At 45.1% G+C, this 17,108-nt stretch carries 12 protein-coding genes, 7 tRNA genes and 3 rRNA genes; 17 read left to right on the top strand and 5 right to left on the bottom strand.

The genetic code is table 11. The features are described from left to right. The first annotated feature begins 317 nt into the window (after positions 1-317). From OCU50_RS13625 to OCU50_RS13595, 7 genes are all read left to right on the top strand, one after another. Positions 318-1,870: ribosomal RNA gene (locus OCU50_RS13625) — 16S ribosomal RNA — on the top strand. A 123-nt stretch (positions 1,871-1,993) separates the two neighbouring features. Then, positions 1,994-2,069 (top strand) — tRNA-Glu (locus OCU50_RS13620). A 2-nt stretch (positions 2,070-2,071) separates the two neighbouring features. Further along, positions 2,072-2,147: transfer RNA gene (locus OCU50_RS13615), tRNA-Lys, on the top strand. Between the two features lie 33 nt (positions 2,148-2,180). Continuing rightward, positions 2,181-2,256 (top strand) — tRNA-Val (locus tag OCU50_RS13610). A 456-nt stretch (positions 2,257-2,712) separates the two neighbouring features. Then, positions 2,713-5,605: ribosomal RNA gene (locus OCU50_RS13605) — 23S ribosomal RNA — on the top strand. 122 nt (positions 5,606-5,727) lie between these two features. Further along, positions 5,728-5,843, top strand: a 5S ribosomal RNA gene (rrf, locus tag OCU50_RS13600). Together the 16S, 23S and 5S rRNA genes with 4 tRNA genes alongside form the textbook arrangement of a ribosomal RNA operon. Positions 5,844-5,910: 67 nt before the next feature. Beyond that, positions 5,911-5,987: transfer RNA gene (locus OCU50_RS13595), tRNA-Asp, on the top strand. Between the two features lie 78 nt (positions 5,988-6,065). On the opposite strand, the gene OCU50_RS13590 is transcribed toward OCU50_RS13595, so the two are convergent. From OCU50_RS13590 to OCU50_RS13575, 4 genes are all read right to left on the bottom strand, one after another. After that, a protein-coding gene (locus tag OCU50_RS13590) for an IS630 family transposase (RefSeq protein ID WP_167350337.1) occupies positions 6,066-7,089 on the bottom strand; the annotation gives its coding sequence in 2 pieces (ribosomal slippage) (positions 6,066-6,636 and positions 6,635-7,089; 1,026 coding nt in all). 29 nt (positions 7,090-7,118) lie between these two features. Beyond that, positions 7,119-7,538: a helix-turn-helix domain-containing protein gene (locus tag OCU50_RS13585; RefSeq protein ID WP_065311206.1), complete on the bottom strand. Its 420-nt coding sequence runs from the start codon at positions 7,536-7,538 to the stop codon at positions 7,119-7,121. Between the two features lie 247 nt (positions 7,539-7,785). Continuing rightward, on the bottom strand, positions 7,786-9,126 hold the full coding sequence (gene pssA, locus OCU50_RS13580; RefSeq protein ID WP_060468804.1) for a CDP-diacylglycerol--serine O-phosphatidyltransferase: 1,341 nt from the start codon (positions 9,124-9,126) through the stop codon (positions 7,786-7,788). 91 nt (positions 9,127-9,217) lie between these two features. Then, positions 9,218-9,649 (bottom strand): GNAT family N-acetyltransferase, encoded by a 432-nt coding sequence (locus OCU50_RS13575; protein WP_060468813.1) that lies wholly within the window; start codon positions 9,647-9,649, stop codon positions 9,218-9,220. Between the two features lie 66 nt (positions 9,650-9,715). Here OCU50_RS13575 and murB point away from each other — a divergent pair, with 66 nt between their 5' ends. Both murB and birA read left to right on the top strand, forming a co-directional pair. Then, positions 9,716-10,762, top strand: a complete 1,047-nt coding sequence (gene murB, locus OCU50_RS13570) for a UDP-N-acetylmuramate dehydrogenase (RefSeq protein WP_060468803.1) — start codon at positions 9,716-9,718, stop codon at positions 10,760-10,762. Beyond that, on the top strand, positions 10,759-11,724 hold the full coding sequence (gene birA, locus OCU50_RS13565) for a bifunctional biotin--[acetyl-CoA-carboxylase] ligase/biotin operon repressor BirA (RefSeq protein WP_060468802.1): 966 nt from the start codon (positions 10,759-10,761) through the stop codon (positions 11,722-11,724). The genes murB and birA overlap by 4 nt, the downstream gene beginning before the upstream one ends. A 6-nt stretch (positions 11,725-11,730) precedes the next feature. On the opposite strand, the gene coaA is transcribed toward birA, so the two are convergent. After that, positions 11,731-12,654, bottom strand: a complete 924-nt coding sequence (coaA, locus tag OCU50_RS13560) for a type I pantothenate kinase (protein WP_060468801.1) — start codon at positions 12,652-12,654, stop codon at positions 11,731-11,733. Between the two features lie 210 nt (positions 12,655-12,864). On the opposite strand from coaA, the gene OCU50_RS13555 reads away from it, so the two are divergent. From OCU50_RS13555 to rplA, 8 genes are all read left to right on the top strand, one after another. Beyond that, a tRNA-Thr gene (locus tag OCU50_RS13555) sits at positions 12,865-12,940 on the top strand. Between the two features lie 44 nt (positions 12,941-12,984). Further along, positions 12,985-13,069, top strand: a tRNA-Tyr gene (locus OCU50_RS13550). Positions 13,070-13,108: 39 nt separating this feature from the next. After that, positions 13,109-13,183, top strand: a tRNA-Gly gene (locus tag OCU50_RS13545). 185 nt (positions 13,184-13,368) lie between these two features. Beyond that, positions 13,369-14,553 (top strand): elongation factor Tu, encoded by a 1,185-nt coding sequence (gene tuf / locus OCU50_RS13540; RefSeq protein WP_060468717.1) that lies wholly within the window; start codon positions 13,369-13,371, stop codon positions 14,551-14,553. A 223-nt stretch (positions 14,554-14,776) separates the two neighbouring features. After that, positions 14,777-15,154, top strand: a complete 378-nt coding sequence (secE, locus tag OCU50_RS13535; protein WP_017055920.1) for a preprotein translocase subunit SecE — start codon at positions 14,777-14,779, stop codon at positions 15,152-15,154. A gap of 13 nt (positions 15,155-15,167) precedes the next feature. Beyond that, entirely contained in the window at positions 15,168-15,716 is a 549-nt protein-coding gene (gene nusG, locus OCU50_RS13530) for a transcription termination/antitermination protein NusG (RefSeq protein WP_010435556.1), read from the top strand. A gap of 213 nt (positions 15,717-15,929) precedes the next feature. After that, positions 15,930-16,358, top strand: a complete 429-nt coding sequence (rplK, locus tag OCU50_RS13525) for a 50S ribosomal protein L11 (RefSeq protein WP_026084318.1) — start codon at positions 15,930-15,932, stop codon at positions 16,356-16,358. Between the two features lie 4 nt (positions 16,359-16,362). Next, entirely contained in the window at positions 16,363-17,067 is a 705-nt protein-coding gene (gene rplA, locus OCU50_RS13520; RefSeq protein ID WP_017055917.1) for a 50S ribosomal protein L1, read from the top strand. The last annotated feature ends 41 nt before the right edge of the window (positions 17,068-17,108 follow it).

Below are 17,108 nucleotides of genomic sequence, written 5' to 3'. Positions count from 1 at the left end.
TACGTGCTAAGGCACTGAAAGCGTTCTCTTTTTAGAGAACACGCTCTTTAACAATTTAAACCTATCAATCTGTGTGGGCACTCGTTGATGAATATCAAAACGTTTTATTTTCCCTTTTTATTAAGAGAAGTAAAACAGATTCCTCGGAATCAATTTTGGTTTCAATGAACTGAGTGACCAATACGAATAACTACTTTCTCTTGTAGAAAGAAAGTATTTGGCACAGTCAATTCATTATCTTTCTGTTGGAAAGATAATAGCTTTAGAATTACTTTTTGTAGTTTTGAAGTCAGTATTCATTGAGCCGACAAAATCTTAAATTGAAGAGTTTGATCATGGCTCAGATTGAACGCTGGCGGCAGGCCTAACACATGCAAGTCGAGCGGAAACGACACTAACAATCCTTCGGGTGCGTTAATGGGCGTCGAGCGGCGGACGGGTGAGTAATGCCTAGGAAATTGCCTTGATGTGGGGGATAACCATTGGAAACGATGGCTAATACCGCATGATGCCTACGGGCCAAAGAGGGGGACCTTCGGGCCTCTCGCGTCAAGATATGCCTAGGTGGGATTAGCTAGTTGGTGAGGTAATGGCTCACCAAGGCGACGATCCCTAGCTGGTCTGAGAGGATGATCAGCCACACTGGAACTGAGACACGGTCCAGACTCCTACGGGAGGCAGCAGTGGGGAATATTGCACAATGGGCGCAAGCCTGATGCAGCCATGCCGCGTGTATGAAGAAGGCCTTCGGGTTGTAAAGTACTTTCAGTTGTGAGGAAGGGGGTAACGTTAATAGCGCTATCTCTTGACGTTAGCAACAGAAGAAGCACCGGCTAACTCCGTGCCAGCAGCCGCGGTAATACGGAGGGTGCGAGCGTTAATCGGAATTACTGGGCGTAAAGCGCATGCAGGTGGTTCATTAAGTCAGATGTGAAAGCCCGGGGCTCAACCTCGGAACTGCATTTGAAACTGGTGAACTAGAGTACTGTAGAGGGGGGTAGAATTTCAGGTGTAGCGGTGAAATGCGTAGAGATCTGAAGGAATACCAGTGGCGAAGGCGGCCCCCTGGACAGATACTGACACTCAGATGCGAAAGCGTGGGGAGCAAACAGGATTAGATACCCTGGTAGTCCACGCCGTAAACGATGTCTACTTGGAGGTTGTGGCCTTGAGCCGTGGCTTTCGGAGCTAACGCGTTAAGTAGACCGCCTGGGGAGTACGGTCGCAAGATTAAAACTCAAATGAATTGACGGGGGCCCGCACAAGCGGTGGAGCATGTGGTTTAATTCGATGCAACGCGAAGAACCTTACCTACTCTTGACATCCAGAGAATCCAGCGGAGACGCAGGAGTGCCTTCGGGAGCTCTGAGACAGGTGCTGCATGGCTGTCGTCAGCTCGTGTTGTGAAATGTTGGGTTAAGTCCCGCAACGAGCGCAACCCTTATCCTTGTTTGCCAGCGAGTAATGTCGGGAACTCCAGGGAGACTGCCGGTGATAAACCGGAGGAAGGTGGGGACGACGTCAAGTCATCATGGCCCTTACGAGTAGGGCTACACACGTGCTACAATGGCGCATACAGAGGGCAGCGAGCCAGCGATGGTAAGCGAATCCCAAAAAGTGCGTCGTAGTCCGGATTGGAGTCTGCAACTCGACTCCATGAAGTCGGAATCGCTAGTAATCGTGAATCAGAATGTCACGGTGAATACGTTCCCGGGCCTTGTACACACCGCCCGTCACACCATGGGAGTGGGCTGCAAAAGAAGTAGGTAGTCTAACCTTCGGGAGGACGCTTACCACTTTGTGGTTCATGACTGGGGTGAAGTCGTAACAAGGTAGCCCTAGGGGAACCTGGGGCTGGATCACCTCCTTATACGAAGATATTGACGATGAGTGTCCACACAGATTGATTAGGTTTAGAAAAGCAAAGAGACGAAGAACTCCCAAGTTCTTCAAGGTTTGTTTCTACTTTTTAAAGTGGAGATAAATTAGCAGTGTCCCGTTCGTCTAGAGGCCTAGGACACCGCCCTTTCACGGCGGTAACAGGGGTTCGACTCCCCTACGGGATACCATTGGGTCGTTAGCTCAGTTGGTAGAGCAGTTGACTTTTAATCAATTGGTCGCAGGTTCGAATCCTGCACGACCCACCATTCTTTCTCCGCGAAGGAATTAAAACTTTTAGTGGGCGATTAGCTCAGTTGGGAGAGCACCTGCCTTACAAGCAGGGGGTCACTGGTTCGAGCCCGGTATCGCCCACCATTCTCTAAATATTCTTGGTTACTTAAATATTTAAACCACTTCTTTTGTTGTTGGTTAGTATTTTTGTCCCTGAGAGTCTTTAGAAAATGTGAATTTTAGAACAAGGTTCTGGAAGTCTCATGCTCTTTAACAATTTGGAAAGCTGACTGATTACTTAATTGGTTTTCACTTTAAAAAGTGAAATCAAACAGCTCTAGGCTGTGATTAAGTTAATCAAATTTAAAAGTTCTCAATGTTTATCTGCTCTTATTTAATAAGAACAGCATAAACACAACAAACACATTCAAGTGTCTTGTATTCGAATCAAACTTAGTTTGATTCACAATTGAGTCCGGCAAACAGTCATCAAGAATTAACCCTTCTTGATAACAACCAAAAACCTTGGTTGCTTTTTGTCTTCACTTTTTAAAAGTGAAAGCAAATTTGTATCATACACAAGACCCTTTCGGGTTGTATGGTTAAGTGACTAAGCGTACACGGTGGATGCCTTGGCAGTCAGAGGCGATGAAAGACGTAATAACTTGCGATAAGCCCAGATTAGGTAGTAATAACCTTTTGAGTCTGGGATTTCTGAATGGGGAAACCCACGTGCATAAGCACGTATCTTGTTGTGAATACATAGCAACAGGAGGCAAACCGGGGGAACTGAAACATCTAAGTACCCCGAGGAAGAGAAATCAACCGAGATTCCGAAAGTAGCGGCGAGCGAAATTGGATTAGCCCTTAAGCTTTTAATGATGCAGGTGAAGCCTCTGGAAAGTGGCGCAGTAAAGGGTGATAGCCCCGTAACCGACACATCATCATCAGTGAAATCGAGTAAGGCGGGACACGTGATATCCTGTCTGAATATGGGGGGACCATCCTCCAAGGCTAAATACTACTGACTGACCGATAGTGAACCAGTACCGTGAGGGAAAGGCGAAAAGAACCCCTGTGAGGGGAGTGAAATAGAACCTGAAACCGTGTACGTACAAGCAGTAGGAGCACCTTCGTGGTGTGACTGCGTACCTTTTGTATAATGGGTCAGCGACTTAATTTTAGTAGCAAGGTTAACCGTTTAGGGGAGCCGTAGGGAAACCGAGTCTTAACTGGGCGTACAGTTGCTAGGATTAGACCCGAAACCAGGTGATCTAGCCATGGGCAGGTTGAAGGTTGAGTAACATCAACTGGAGGACCGAACCGACTAATGTTGAAAAATTAGCGGATGACTTGTGGCTAGGGGTGAAAGGCCAATCAAACCTGGAGATAGCTGGTTCTCCCCGAAAGCTATTTAGGTAGCGCCTCGGACGAATACTACTGGGGGTAGAGCACTGTTAAGGCTAGGGGGTCATCCCGACTTACCAACCCTTTGCAAACTCCGAATACCAGTAAGTACTATCCGGGAGACACACGGCGGGTGCTAACGTCCGTCGTGGAGAGGGAAACAACCCAGACCGCCAGCTAAGGTCCCAAAGTATAGCTAAGTGGGAAACGATGTGGGAAGGCTCAGACAGCCAGGATGTTGGCTTAGAAGCAGCCATCATTTAAAGAAAGCGTAATAGCTCACTGGTCGAGTCGGCCTGCGCGGAAGATGTAACGGGGCTAAGCTATACACCGAAGCTGCGGCTACGTACCTTAGGGTGCGTGGGGTAGGGGAGCGTTCTGTAAGCCGTTGAAGGTGGTCTGTAAGGGCTGCTGGAGGTATCAGAAGTGCGAATGCTGACATGAGTAACGATAAAGGGAGTGAAAAACTCCCTCGCCGGAAGACCAAGGGTTCCTGTCCAACGTTAATCGGGGCAGGGTAAGTCGACTCCTAAGGCGAGGCCGAAAGGCGTAGTCGATGGGAAACGGGTTAATATTCCCGTACTTCTTACAATTGCGATGGGGGGACGGAGAAGGCTAGGTGGGCCTGGCGACGGTTGTCCAGGTTCAAGTATGTAGGCGGAAAGTTTAGGTAAATCCGGACTTTCTTAACGCTGAGATACGATGTCGAGCACCTACGGGTGTGAAGTCATTGATGCCATGCTTCCAGGAAAAGCCTCTAAGCTTCAGATTGTAAGGAATCGTACCCCAAACCGACACAGGTGGTCGGGTAGAGAATACCAAGGCGCTTGAGAGAACTCGGGTGAAGGAACTAGGCAAAATGGTACCGTAACTTCGGGAGAAGGTACGCTCTTATCAGTGAAGTCCCTTGCGGATGGAGCAGACGAGAGTCGCAGATACCAGGTGGCTGCAACTGTTTATTAAAAACACAGCACTGTGCAAAATCGTAAGATGACGTATACGGTGTGACGCCTGCCCGGTGCCGGAAGGTTAATTGATGGGGTTAGACTTCGGTCGAAGCTCTTGATCGAAGCCCCGGTAAACGGCGGCCGTAACTATAACGGTCCTAAGGTAGCGAAATTCCTTGTCGGGTAAGTTCCGACCTGCACGAATGGCGTAATGATGGCCACGCTGTCTCCACCCGAGACTCAGTGAAATTGAAATCGCTGTGAAGATGCAGTGTACCCGCGGCTAGACGGAAAGACCCCGTGAACCTTTACTACAGCTTGGCACTGAACATTGAACCTACATGTGTAGGATAGGTGGGAGACTATGAAATTGCGTCGCTAGATGTGATGGAGTCGTCCTTGAAATACCACCCTTGTAGTTTTGATGTTCTAACGTTGGCCCCTGAATCGGGGTTACGGACAGTGCCTGGTGGGTAGTTTGACTGGGGCGGTCTCCTCCCAAAGAGTAACGGAGGAGCACGAAGGTGGGCTAAACACGGTTGGACATCGTGTGGTTAGTGCAATGGCATAAGCCCGCTTGACTGCGAGAATGACAATTCGAGCAGGTGCGAAAGCAGGTCATAGTGATCCGGTGGTTCTGAATGGAAGGGCCATCGCTCAACGGATAAAAGGTACTCCGGGGATAACAGGCTGATACCGCCCAAGAGTTCATATCGACGGCGGTGTTTGGCACCTCGATGTCGGCTCATCACATCCTGGGGCTGAAGTCGGTCCCAAGGGTATGGCTGTTCGCCATTTAAAGTGGTACGCGAGCTGGGTTTAGAACGTCGTGAGACAGTTCGGTCCCTATCTGCCGTGGGCGTTGGAAAATTGAAAGGGGCTGCTCCTAGTACGAGAGGACCGGAGTGGACGAACCTCTGGTGTTCGGGTTGTCATGCCAATGGCATTGCCCGGTAGCTACGTTCGGAATCGATAAGCGCTGAAAGCATCTAAGCGCGAAGCGAGCCTTGAGATGAGTTTTCCCTGGCACTATAAGTGTCCTAAAGGGTTGTCGTAGACTACGACGTTGATAGGCAGGGTGTGTAAGTGCTGCGAGGCATTGAGCTAACCTGTACTAATTGCCCGTGAGGCTTAACCATACAACACCCAAGGGGTTTTGTGGACTCAAAGAAAGACCAGACCTTGAATGAGTTTGAAGAGACTTTTAAATCAGTTTTCCGAATTATTAATTGTCGCTGAAGCGTCAATTAAACAGAATTTGCTTGGCGACCATAGCATTGTGGACCCACCTGATCCCATGCCGAACTCAGTAGTGAAACACAATAGCGCCGATGGTAGTGTGGGGCTTCCCCATGTGAGAGTAGGACATCGCCAGGCTTTAAATTAAATCTTTAGGTTGACCGACCTGGAGATATGGACGCTCACTTAGTGAGTTGACCACTGCGGAGTGGTAGTTCAGTTGGTTAGAATACCGGCCTGTCACGCCGGGGGTCGCGGGTTCGAGTCCCGTCTACTCCGCCACTTATTAAAAAGCCTAGTCTTATGACTAGGCTTTTGTCGTTTCTGGCGTATGGGTTTTAGTTATACCAATTCCGTTAATTAGCTTATCAGTCTTAGCCAATCTCTAAAGCAGAGTGAGATAACTCTGCTTTTATCTTCACAAAACCTATTCCACGCTCTACATAATGTCTCTACGATATCGTCATAGTTTTCGAAGCACCTGTTTGCTACTTCATTTTGACGGAGCCAACTCCATACCTGTTCTATAGGGTTAAGTTCGGGAGAATAAGGTGGGATATGAATTATGGTGAGGTTCTCAAATTCATCTGCAAGGTAGCTTTGGTGCCAACTCGCTTGATCCATGATCACAACTGCATGCTTGCCAACTGGTGTGGCTTGAGAAATTAATCTGAGTTGCTCTTTCATTGCTTCCATATTGCTAAGGGGAACCACTATAGCTTCAGCTTCTCCTGTCGTGACACATACAGCTCCGAAAAGGTATGCATACTCAAATTGCTGTTGTTGTACTACTCTAGGGCGCGTACCTTTCTCTGTCCATATTCGCGTTGTTGTATTGCGTTGACCAAATTTAGCTTCATCCTGAAACCATATTTGAACATCTTTTAAGGGGATGTGACCAGGGATCTTAAGGATCGTTTCGATTGGGAATTTTTTTAAAAGTTTCTTGAGCTTCAACTGATTGCTTAGGATGTTTGGAACGAGTAGTAATCCAACTCAAGCCTATGTCATGTAATAACTGGTAGAGCGCCGACTTTTTATAGGATGTATTGAAGTTGCTTTCTATATAGCGCCCAATGTCTCTCGCTTGAAGGCGACCGCCATTCTCATTTACGGCATGTTCGATAACATATTCTTTGAGTTGTGACTTTTGCTCGTCTGTTAGGCGATGAGGTCTACCTGAATGTGGTTTCTCTCGAAGTCCTTCAAAACCATTGTCGAGATATGCTTTGACCCATTTATTGACGCTTACTCTGCTAACTTTAAGGTACTTAGCTATTTGAGTTCGGCTTTTACCGTCAACAAAATGAGAAACGGATAAATAACGCATTCTAAGTCGAGCATTGGATGTGGAATTAATCAGACTCGGAAAATCATGCTTCATAAGGACTCCTTTTAAGAAATCACATTAGATCACAAAATTAACGGAATTGGTATAATCCAACTCAAGCCTATGTCATGTAATAACTGATAGAGCGCCGACTTTTTATAGGATGTATTGAAGTTGCTTTCTATATAGCGCCCAATGTCTCTCGCTTGAAGGCGACCGCCATTCTCATTTACGGCATGTTCGATAACATATTCTTTGAGTTGTGACTTCTGCTCGTCTGTTAGGCGATGAGGTTTACCTAAATGTGGTTTCTCTTGAAGTCCTTCAAGACCATTGTCGAGATATGCTTTGACCCATTTATTGACGCTTACTCTGCTAACTTTAAGGTACTTAGCTATTTGTGTGCGGCTTTTACCGTCAACAAAATGAGAAATGGATAAATAACGCATTCTAAGTCGAGCATTGGATGTGGAATTAATCAGACTCGGAAAATCATGCTTCATAAGGACTCCTTTTAAGAAATCACATTAGCTCGCAAAATTAACGGAATTGGTATTACATCAAAGTCTTATCGAATCTGAGGTTTGTTAAGAGTTACCTAAATACCATTGCTGTGAGTGGATGGTAGTAGGCTCTTGAGGACATGATTTCAGAATAGGTATCGCCATTTGATATTAATTTTAAGCTTCTTACCTAGAATAAAATGCCCAGCGATGAGGCTGGGCACCTAGATAATAGCTAGAAAGAAACTTAAAGTATTTGCTTGAGTACTCTGTCGGCTTTCACTCGAGTTATCTTGCGAAGTAGTTTCTGCACTTCCACCGGGTAGCTATCTATCTTGTCTAACTGTTTATAAGTGCAAATTAACTGGGTATGTTGAAGGATATTATCAACCTCAGCTTGGAACTTATCGGTTAGATGATGGTAATTGTCTTGGATAAATATACCGTTCTCTAGATCAAGTTTCCATGCTCTAGGATTTAGGTTACTACCTGTTAGCAGCATATAGCGTTTATCGACCCAAATACCTTTAAGATGAAAACTATTGGAGTCATGTTTCCAAAGGCGGATCGATAGATTGCGACTGGCGATATTCGCTTCATTTGCTTTGGCAAAACGGCGTAGGTTCAACTCATAAAGGTATGGTAATCCACCGATCGTTTTAAACTCTTCTTCTGGTGAAATAAAAAAATCGTTCGCTGTTTTATCACCAACAACAATACTAACCTTGACTCCGCGTTTTAACGCCTTCTTAACTTCCTTAGCTAAGCTAGGAGGGAAATTAAAGTAAGGGGTGCAGATGAATATCTCATCTTTAGCTTGGGCAATGAGTTGGTTGATTCCTTGATTCAAACGGTTACGTCTTTTACCTATTCCGACTAATGGCGTAACGGCGACTTGCTCTGGAGATACATCTTGCCCATCGAACTTATACTTAGATCTCGCAAGTGATGCGCGGAACTGACGAATTGTTGGTTTTAGTTCTTTTGTGATTGGCTTGTTTTTATCAGCCAAGTCGTAAACCGCACTGTCTGGGACCATCTGATCGTGTACATACGCAAACATTGAATCTGCAAGCGCTGCGTTGTTTAAAACATGGTAGCGGTCAAAGCGATAACGGTCATGGTAATTAAGATAGATATTATTAAGACTGGCACCGCTATATATCACGTTATCATCGACGATAAAGCCTTTTAGATGTAACACACCAAAGACTTCTTTGCCACGAACCGGGATACCATAGACAGGTACAGGGTGCTGATACTTTTCAGCAAACTCTTTATACATTGCCGCGTTGCCTTCAGAGGACTCTGCGCCAATCAATCCACGTTGCGCTCTGTGCCAATCGACACATACACTCACGTCTAGTTCTGGATTCTTTTGCTTTGCTTCATATAAGGCAGTTAGGATCTCACGGCCAGCCTCATCATCTTCAAGGTACAAAGCGACTAAACTAATACGAGTCGTTGCGCGAGCGATCTCATTAAGTAAACGAACTCGAAACTCTTGTGCTGATAGTAGTACTTCAAACTTGTCAGGATTCTGCGCTATGGTTGGCAACTGTATGAATGGATTCCTACTGGCAATCATATTGACTGTTTTACCTTATAAATATGCAAAATTGCGAACCTTTAATTTTACCAAAGGCATAGCATCAAATACTAGATAATCGAGTCATTCTCTAACAATTTTGCTGATAATGCATAGGAATGAGATCTTTTCCGCTATTTGAATAGCGCTCGAATAAAACCTTTAAACCATTTGGTAGTTCTTTAGGGGGGATTGGTACGAACTGATGTCGGGTGTAGAAGTTAATGAGATAAGCGTAAGCAAAGCAGTAATCGTTGTTGGTCAACGTGTGTTTAGCACAATAGTCCATAAGCTTAGAGCCTAGATGCTTACCACGATGTTGCTTTGAAATCGCCATGCCGGTAAGTAAGCGCGCATCTTCTATCACCCTAAAACGCACGACGCCACAAAGCTCATTATCAAGTGATAGCGAGTAGATAAGTTCACTCTTGTTGGCTTTCCCTATTGGATAATGTTCTTTATAGAAACGTTTAACTAGGGGAACCTTTACTGGATCTAACTGGGTAATGATGACATTGCTCATTCTGTCACTGCGCCACTGGTTTATCTGCTGTAGAATGATCACAGTGTAAGTTAATTGAATATCGTCATGCAATTCCATCTCAATGCAAGTTTAAAAAATGCTCATACTTTTTCCATCGACCAGACGTGTGATGCGTTGGTCGAAGTGACCACTATTGAAGAGCTGATTTCGATTTACAAGGACCCAAAGTGGTCAACCATACCTAAGTTAATATTAGGTAAGGGCAGTAATATGCTTTTTACCGAACACTTTGCTGGACTGGTTGTTGTGAATCAGCTAGTTGGGATTAAGCTAGCCGAGACAACGACTCATCATCTATTGCATGTTAATGGCGGTGAGGATTGGCCTAGCTTGGTTAAGTGGAGTGTTGATAAAGGTCTGGGTGGTCTAGAAAACCTAGCAATGATACCGGGCTGTTCAGGCTCAGCGCCGATTCAGAATATTGGCGCGTATGGCGTTGAACTACAAGACATCTGTGAATACGTCGATATTCTATGTCTGGATACTTATACAGTTAAGCGATTAAATAAAGAGGAGTGCTTCTTTGGTTATCGAGATTCTATTTTTAAACACGCTCTCTATGGAAAAGCGATTGTTGTCGCTATTGGTTTAATACTGCCGAAAGAGTGGAAGCCCTGTAATCACTACGGTCCGCTTAAAAGTTTGCCTGCGGAGACACTTTCTCCTAGCGTGATATTTGAAAAAGTATGTGCCATTCGTTCAAGCAAGTTGCCCGATCCATCAGTACAAGGCAATGCCGGTAGCTTTTTCAAAAACCCCGTGATCACCAAAGACCACTTTGATCGTTTGTTGGTTTTGTACCCAGACATCGTCGGCTATGAGAGTAACGATATGATCAAAGTCGCCGCTGGGTGGCTTATTGATCAATGTCGGCTCAAAGGTGTGGTTGAAGGAGGAGCTCAAGTCCATCCAAATCAAGCATTGGTGATCATCAATTATGACGAGGCTTCTGCTGCGGACATCCTTAAGCTTGCGGAGCGGATTCGCCGGTCTGTATTGAAAAAATTCGATATTCGATTGGAGCATGAAGTGCGATTTATAGGACGAGACAGCGAGACAAACCTAGATAGAGCTTTGGAGGCGTTGGCATGAAGGAGCACACGACTAAGCTCGCACTGTTGAAATGCCTGGCCGATGGTGAGTTTCACTCTGGAGAAGATCTCGGTGAGATGATTGGCGTATCACGAGCGGCTATCAGTAAGCATATTAAAGGTATTCAAGAGTGGGGTTTGGATATTTATCGCGTGCAAGGTAAGGGTTACAAGTTAGCTGAACGATTAGACATGCTTGACCAACAGAAACTATCAGCAGTAAGCCACGATGCTTCTCTTGAGCTTATTTCTATTATTGGTTCAACAAACCAGCATCTATTAGAACGCACGAATACCCTTAAATCAGGCTCTGTTTGTGTTGCAGAATATCAATCTGCAGGTCGTGGACGTCGTGGGCGAGAGTGGGTGTCCCCATTCGGTGCGAATCTATACCTATCCATGTATTGGAGATTAGATGCTGGTATGGCTGCAGCTATGGGGTTAAGCCTTGTTGTTGGTGTTGCCGTTGTTGAAGCTTTAGAAGTGATGGGTGTTGAGGGTGTTAAGCTGAAATGGCCAAATGACCTTTATCATAATGATAAGAAACTTGCGGGTATCTTGGTGGAATTATCAGGACAGTCCGGTGGCGCTGCTCATATCGTTATTGGCTTGGGGTTAAACCTATCAATGGATCCAAAAACCTCCGGAATTGGCCAGCCTTGGACCTCTCTCAAAGAAGTTTGCGGTGGTAAAGTGCCGGATCGCAACCATTTGGCTCAGACTCTGATTAATGCTTGGGACAAAGCTCTCGTCGACTATGAGCTGAAAGGGATGTCGAATTTTGTCGCTCGTTGGAATCGCTTGGATAACTTCTTAGGTCGCAATGTAAAGCTCATTATTGGACCTAGAGAAATTGAAGGTATTGTTCAGGGGATTGATGAACAAGGTGCTGTACTACTTAAAACCGATAATGGCATAGAGAGTTATATTGGCGGCGAAATATCGTTACGAAAAGGCGATTAAGGCGCATTATTTTCTGAGTAACACTTCTTCAACCATATGATCTGCTCCTTTTCGCAGAATCAGGTGCGCTCTTTCTCTTGTCGGAAGGATATTTTGTTCAAGGTTCAAGCCATTGATTGAACTCCAGATACCTTCCGCTTTGTCCAATGCCGCTTGGTTTGATAGCTTAGTGTAATGACTAAAATATGAACCTGGTTTAGTAAATGCACCATCGCGGAATTTGAAAAAACGATTGATGTACCACTCTTTAATTTGTTGACTATCAGCATCAACGTAGAGTGAAAAGTCGAGGAAATCGGAGATAAAGACACGATGCGGCTCGTGTGGGTAGTTCATGCCTGTCTGTAAGACATTAAGCCCTTCAATAATAAGCACATCTGGCAGGTCAACGCATTTTTCCTCATCTGTGATGTTATAAGTAAGATGCGAGTATACTGGTGCGGTGACATTCCTTTGGCATGCTTTTACATCCGAGACAAACTTCACTAAACGTTTGATGTCGTAGGATTCGGGAAACCCTTTCTTGCTCATTAAGCCTTTTTCTTCCAAAACTTCATTTGGATACAAGAAACCATCTGTGGTCACAAGCTCGACCTTTGGATGATTCTCCCAACGTGATAATAATGCCTTGAGCAATCGAGCCGTTGTACTTTTGCCAACCGCAACACTACCTGCGATACCGATGATGAAAGGTGGCGCTTTTTCTTTCTTATCAAGAAATTGATGAAGTATTGAATTTCTGTTTTGTCTGGCTGCCACATAGAGGTTCAATAGACGAGATAGCGGTAAATAGATCTCCACAGCTTCTTCCATAGTGAGCTTTTCATTGATGCCTTGAAGCTCTTTTAAGTCGCTTTCAGAAAGTGTCATAGGAACTGAATTCCTTAACTCCGACCAGCGTTCGCGGTCAAATGACATAAATGGGCTCATACAAAACTCTACAGTGGATAACAAAATAAGAGCATGGAAAATACATCAAGCGCTAGATAAATAAAATATCTTCCTGTGTTAGATACGAGTTAAAGACAGAAACCTTGAGCGAAATAGCGGTATAGAGGAATTTGAGACGAGATTTTTTCATTTTTTTTCAATTTGCTATTGCAAGGTGGAAAATCATTCAATAAAATGCGCCCCACTTGTGCCGACTTAGCTCAGTAGGTAGAGCAACTGACTTGTAATCAGTAGGTCACCAGTTCGACTCCGGTAGTCGGCACCACTTTCTCCCTTCCAATAAGGTAAGCGAGAAAAAGCTCAAAATTTGGAGGGGTTCCCGAGTGGCCAAAGGGAGCAGACTGTAAATCTGCCGGCACTGCCTTCGATGGTTCGAATCCGTCCCCCTCCACCATATTCTAAAGGTTAAATAGCTCAAACAGAGTTACGTGTTGCGTGCATCGTATAATGGCTATTACCTCAGCCTTCCAAGCTGATGATGCGGGTTCGATTCCCGCTGCACGCTCCAACTCATTTTGTGTGCTGATATAAGCTCAGTCGGTAGATTACACCCTTAGTAAAGGGTGAAGACACCAATTCGACTCTGAGTATTAGCACCAGTCTAAAGCTTCTTCTCCTTTTAATTAAGAAAACCATTTTTTGGTTGCGTGGTCTTATTGTAAGCCACCTAATCCGTACCTAGAGGGACACCCCATGTCTAAAGAAAAATTTGAACGTACGAAACCGCACGTAAACGTTGGTACTATCGGCCACGTTGACCACGGTAAAACAACTCTAACTGCTGCTATCTGTACTACACTTTCAAAAGTGTACGGTGGTGTTGCTAAAGATTTCGCATCTATCGATAACGCTCCAGAAGAGCGTGAGCGCGGTATCACAATCGCTACTTCTCACGTTGAGTACGACACTCCATCACGTCACTACGCACACGTAGACTGTCCAGGACACGCGGATTATGTTAAAAACATGATCACTGGTGCTGCACAAATGGACGGCGGCATCCTAGTTGTTGCTGCGACTGACGGCCCTATGCCTCAAACTCGTGAGCACATCCTACTTGGTCGTCAAGTTGGTATCCCTTACATCATCGTATTCATGAACAAATGTGACATGGTTGATGACGAAGAGCTACTTGAGCTAGTTGAGATGGAAGTTCGTGAACTTCTTTCTGAATACGACTTCCCAGGTGATGACCTACCAGTTATCCAAGGTTCTGCACTTGGCGCACTAAACGGCGAGAAGCAGTGGGAAGACAAGATTGTTGAGCTTGCAGAAGCACTAGATTCTTACATCCCAGAGCCAGAGCGTGCAGTAGACCAACCGTTCCTACTACCAATTGAAGACGTATTCTCAATTCAAGGTCGTGGTACTGTTGTAACTGGTCGTATCGAGCGCGGTATCCTACGTGTAGGTGACGAAGTAGAAATCGTTGGTATCAAAGAGACAACTCTTACTACTTGTACTGGTGTTGAGATGTTCCGTAAACTGCTTGACGAAGGTCGTGCAGGTGAGAACGTTGGTGCACTTCTACGTGGTACTAAGCGTGATGACGTTGAACGTGGTCAAGTACTTTCTGCGAAAGGTTCAATCAACCCACACACTAAGTTTGAGTCTGAAGTATACGTACTTTCTAAAGACGAAGGCGGCCGTCACACTCCTTTCTTCAAAGGTTACCGTCCACAGTTCTACTTCCGTACAACTGACGTAACAGGCGACATCACTCTACCAGAAGGCGTAGAAATGGTAATGCCAGGTGACAACGTTCAAATGACTGTTGAGCTAATCGCTCCAATCGCAATGGACGAAGGCCTACGTTTCGCAATCCGCGAAGGTGGCCGTACAGTTGGTGCTGGTGTTGTAGCTAAAATCTTTGCATAAGATTTGACGAACCACTAGTAAAAAGGGCATCATTTGATGCCCTTTTTCTGCGCTGAAAAAAGAGTTGAGCGATTTGACATCAATTTCGACTCTTAGCAAGGAATTAAACGGTCTTTTTGGCTAAAATGACTGTTAGATGTGTTGTTTTGCAACGCAAAGGAATGTGCCCTGCAACAGCGGGGTTATTGTCGTCTATATTTAAGGCTTGTCACAGGTTGGTTTTATGAAAGCAAACGCTGAAACTCCTGATAGCTCAAGTGCAGCAGATACAATGAAGTGGATTGTCGCTTTTGTTCTGTTGGCTGCTGCTGTTGTGGGTAATTACCTGTATGGTGAATTGTCTGTTGTGATTCGCGCTGCAGGTGTAGTTGTGCTGATTGCTGCCGCACTAGGCGTTGCAGCAACAACAACTAAAGGTAAAGCTGCGATCGATTTTGCAAAAGAATCTCGTATGGAGATTCGTAAAGTTGTTTGGCCTACTCGCCAAGAAACTATGCAAACTGCATTGATCGTTTTAGCTGTATGTATTGTTATGTCTCTAGTGCTTTGGGGAATTGACGGCATTATGGTCCGTCTAGTTTCTCTAGCAACTGGGGTGTAGAGGGTTCTGATTCATGAGTGAAGCTCCAAAAAAACGTTGGTATGTAGTTCAAGCCTTTTCTGGTTTTGAAGGTCGTGTTGCACAGTCGCTGCGCGAGCATATTAAAATGCACAACATGGAAGAACTATTCGGCGATGTGCTAGTACCTACTGAAGAAGTAGTAGAAATGCGTGCAGGTCAACGCCGTAAAAGTGAACGTAAATTCTTCCCTGGCTACGTCTTAGTTCAAATGATCATGAATGATGAATCATGGCACTTAGTACGCAGCATTCCGCGTGTTATGGGCTTCATTGGTGGTACCTCTGATCGTCCTGCACCAATCACTGATAAAGAAGCTGATGCTATTTTGAACCGTCTAGAGAAAGCGAGCGAGTCTCCACGTCCTAAGACAATGTTCGAAGCGGGTGAAGTGGTTCGTGTGAACGATGGTCCATTTGCTGATTTTAACGGTACTGTTGAAGAAGTAGATTACGAGAAAAGCCGCATTAAGGTATCTGTATCGATCTTTGGTCGTGCAACACCGGTTGAGCTTGAATTTGGTCAAGTCGAAAAACTGGATTAATACTCTTATCTTTTGAGCAAGTTGTGGATAAATAGTTTATAAGCTGTTCAAAATCAAAGAGTATAAAAAATCACCTTTTTAGGGTTGTTAAAGGCGCGAATTATGATTATAATTTCGCGCCTTTTTGCTTCTATGGAAGCGGAAAAGAGTTAATTGAAATTATGGGGAGCTTGCTTGACGGCTGGCGCATGTACCCAAATATTAGGAAATATCATGGCTAAGAAAGTTGAAGCTTATATCAAACTGCAAGTTGCAGCTGGTATGGCAAACCCAAGTCCACCGGTTGGTCCTGCTCTAGGTCAACACGGCGTGAACATCATGGAATTCTGTAAAGCGTTCAACGCAAAAACAGAATCTGTTGAGAAAGGTCTACCTACTCCAGTAGTTATTACTGTTTACAACGACCGTTCTTTCACGTTCGTAACTAAGACTCCACCTGCTGCTGTTCTTCTTAAGAAAGCTGCTGGCGTTAAGTCTGGTTCTGGTCGTCCAAACACTGAAAAAGTGGGCACTGTAACTGACGCTCAAATCCAAGAAATCGCAGAAACTAAAGCTGCTGATATGACTGGTGCTGACATCGAAGCAATGAAGCGTTCTATTGCTGGTACTGCTCGTTCAATGGGCCTAGTGGTAGAGGGATAAGATCATGGCAAAACTTACTAAGCGTATGCGCGTAATCCGCGACAAAGTTGATTCAACTAAAGAATACGAGATCAACGAAGCTGTTGCTCTTCTTAAAGAACTAGCAACTGCTAAGTTCGTTGAGTCTGTAGACGTTGCTGTTAACCTAGGCATCGATGCTCGTAAATCTGACCAAAACGTTCGTGGCGCAACTGTGCTACCTCACGGTACTGGCCGTGACATCCGCGTTGCTGTTTTCACCCAAGGTGCAAACGCAGAAGCTGCTAAAGCTGCTGGCGCAGATATCGTTGGTATGGAAGATCTTGCTGAGCAAGTGAAAAAAGGCGAAATGAACTTCGACGTTGTTGTTGCTTCTCCAGATGCAATGCGCGTTGTTGGTCAACTAGGTACAATCCTAGGTCCACGCGGCCTTATGCCAAACCCTAAAGTTGGTACTGTAACTCCTAACGTTGCTGAAGCGGTTAAGAACGCTAAAGCTGGTCAGGTTCGTTACCGTAACGACAAGAACGGCATCATCCACACTACTATCGGTAAAGCATCTTTCGAAGCTAACCAGCTTCAAGAGAACCTAGAAGCACTTCTAGTTGCTCTTAAGAAAGCTAAGCCTTCTTCAGCTAAAGGTTCTTACCTGAAGAAAGTAAGCATCTCGACTACGATGGGTGCTGGTGTTGCTGTTGATCAAGCTAGTCTTGATACTCAAGCAAACTAATTTGCTTAGGCGCAGATTTAGTGTATACTTCTGCGCCTAAT

It is taken from the genome of Vibrio toranzoniae (assembly GCF_024347655.1).
Taxonomy (GTDB): domain Bacteria; phylum Pseudomonadota; class Gammaproteobacteria; order Enterobacterales; family Vibrionaceae; genus Vibrio; species Vibrio toranzoniae.
Note: the sequence above shows the minus strand (reverse complement) of the source record. Positions and strands in the feature narration are given on the sequence as shown.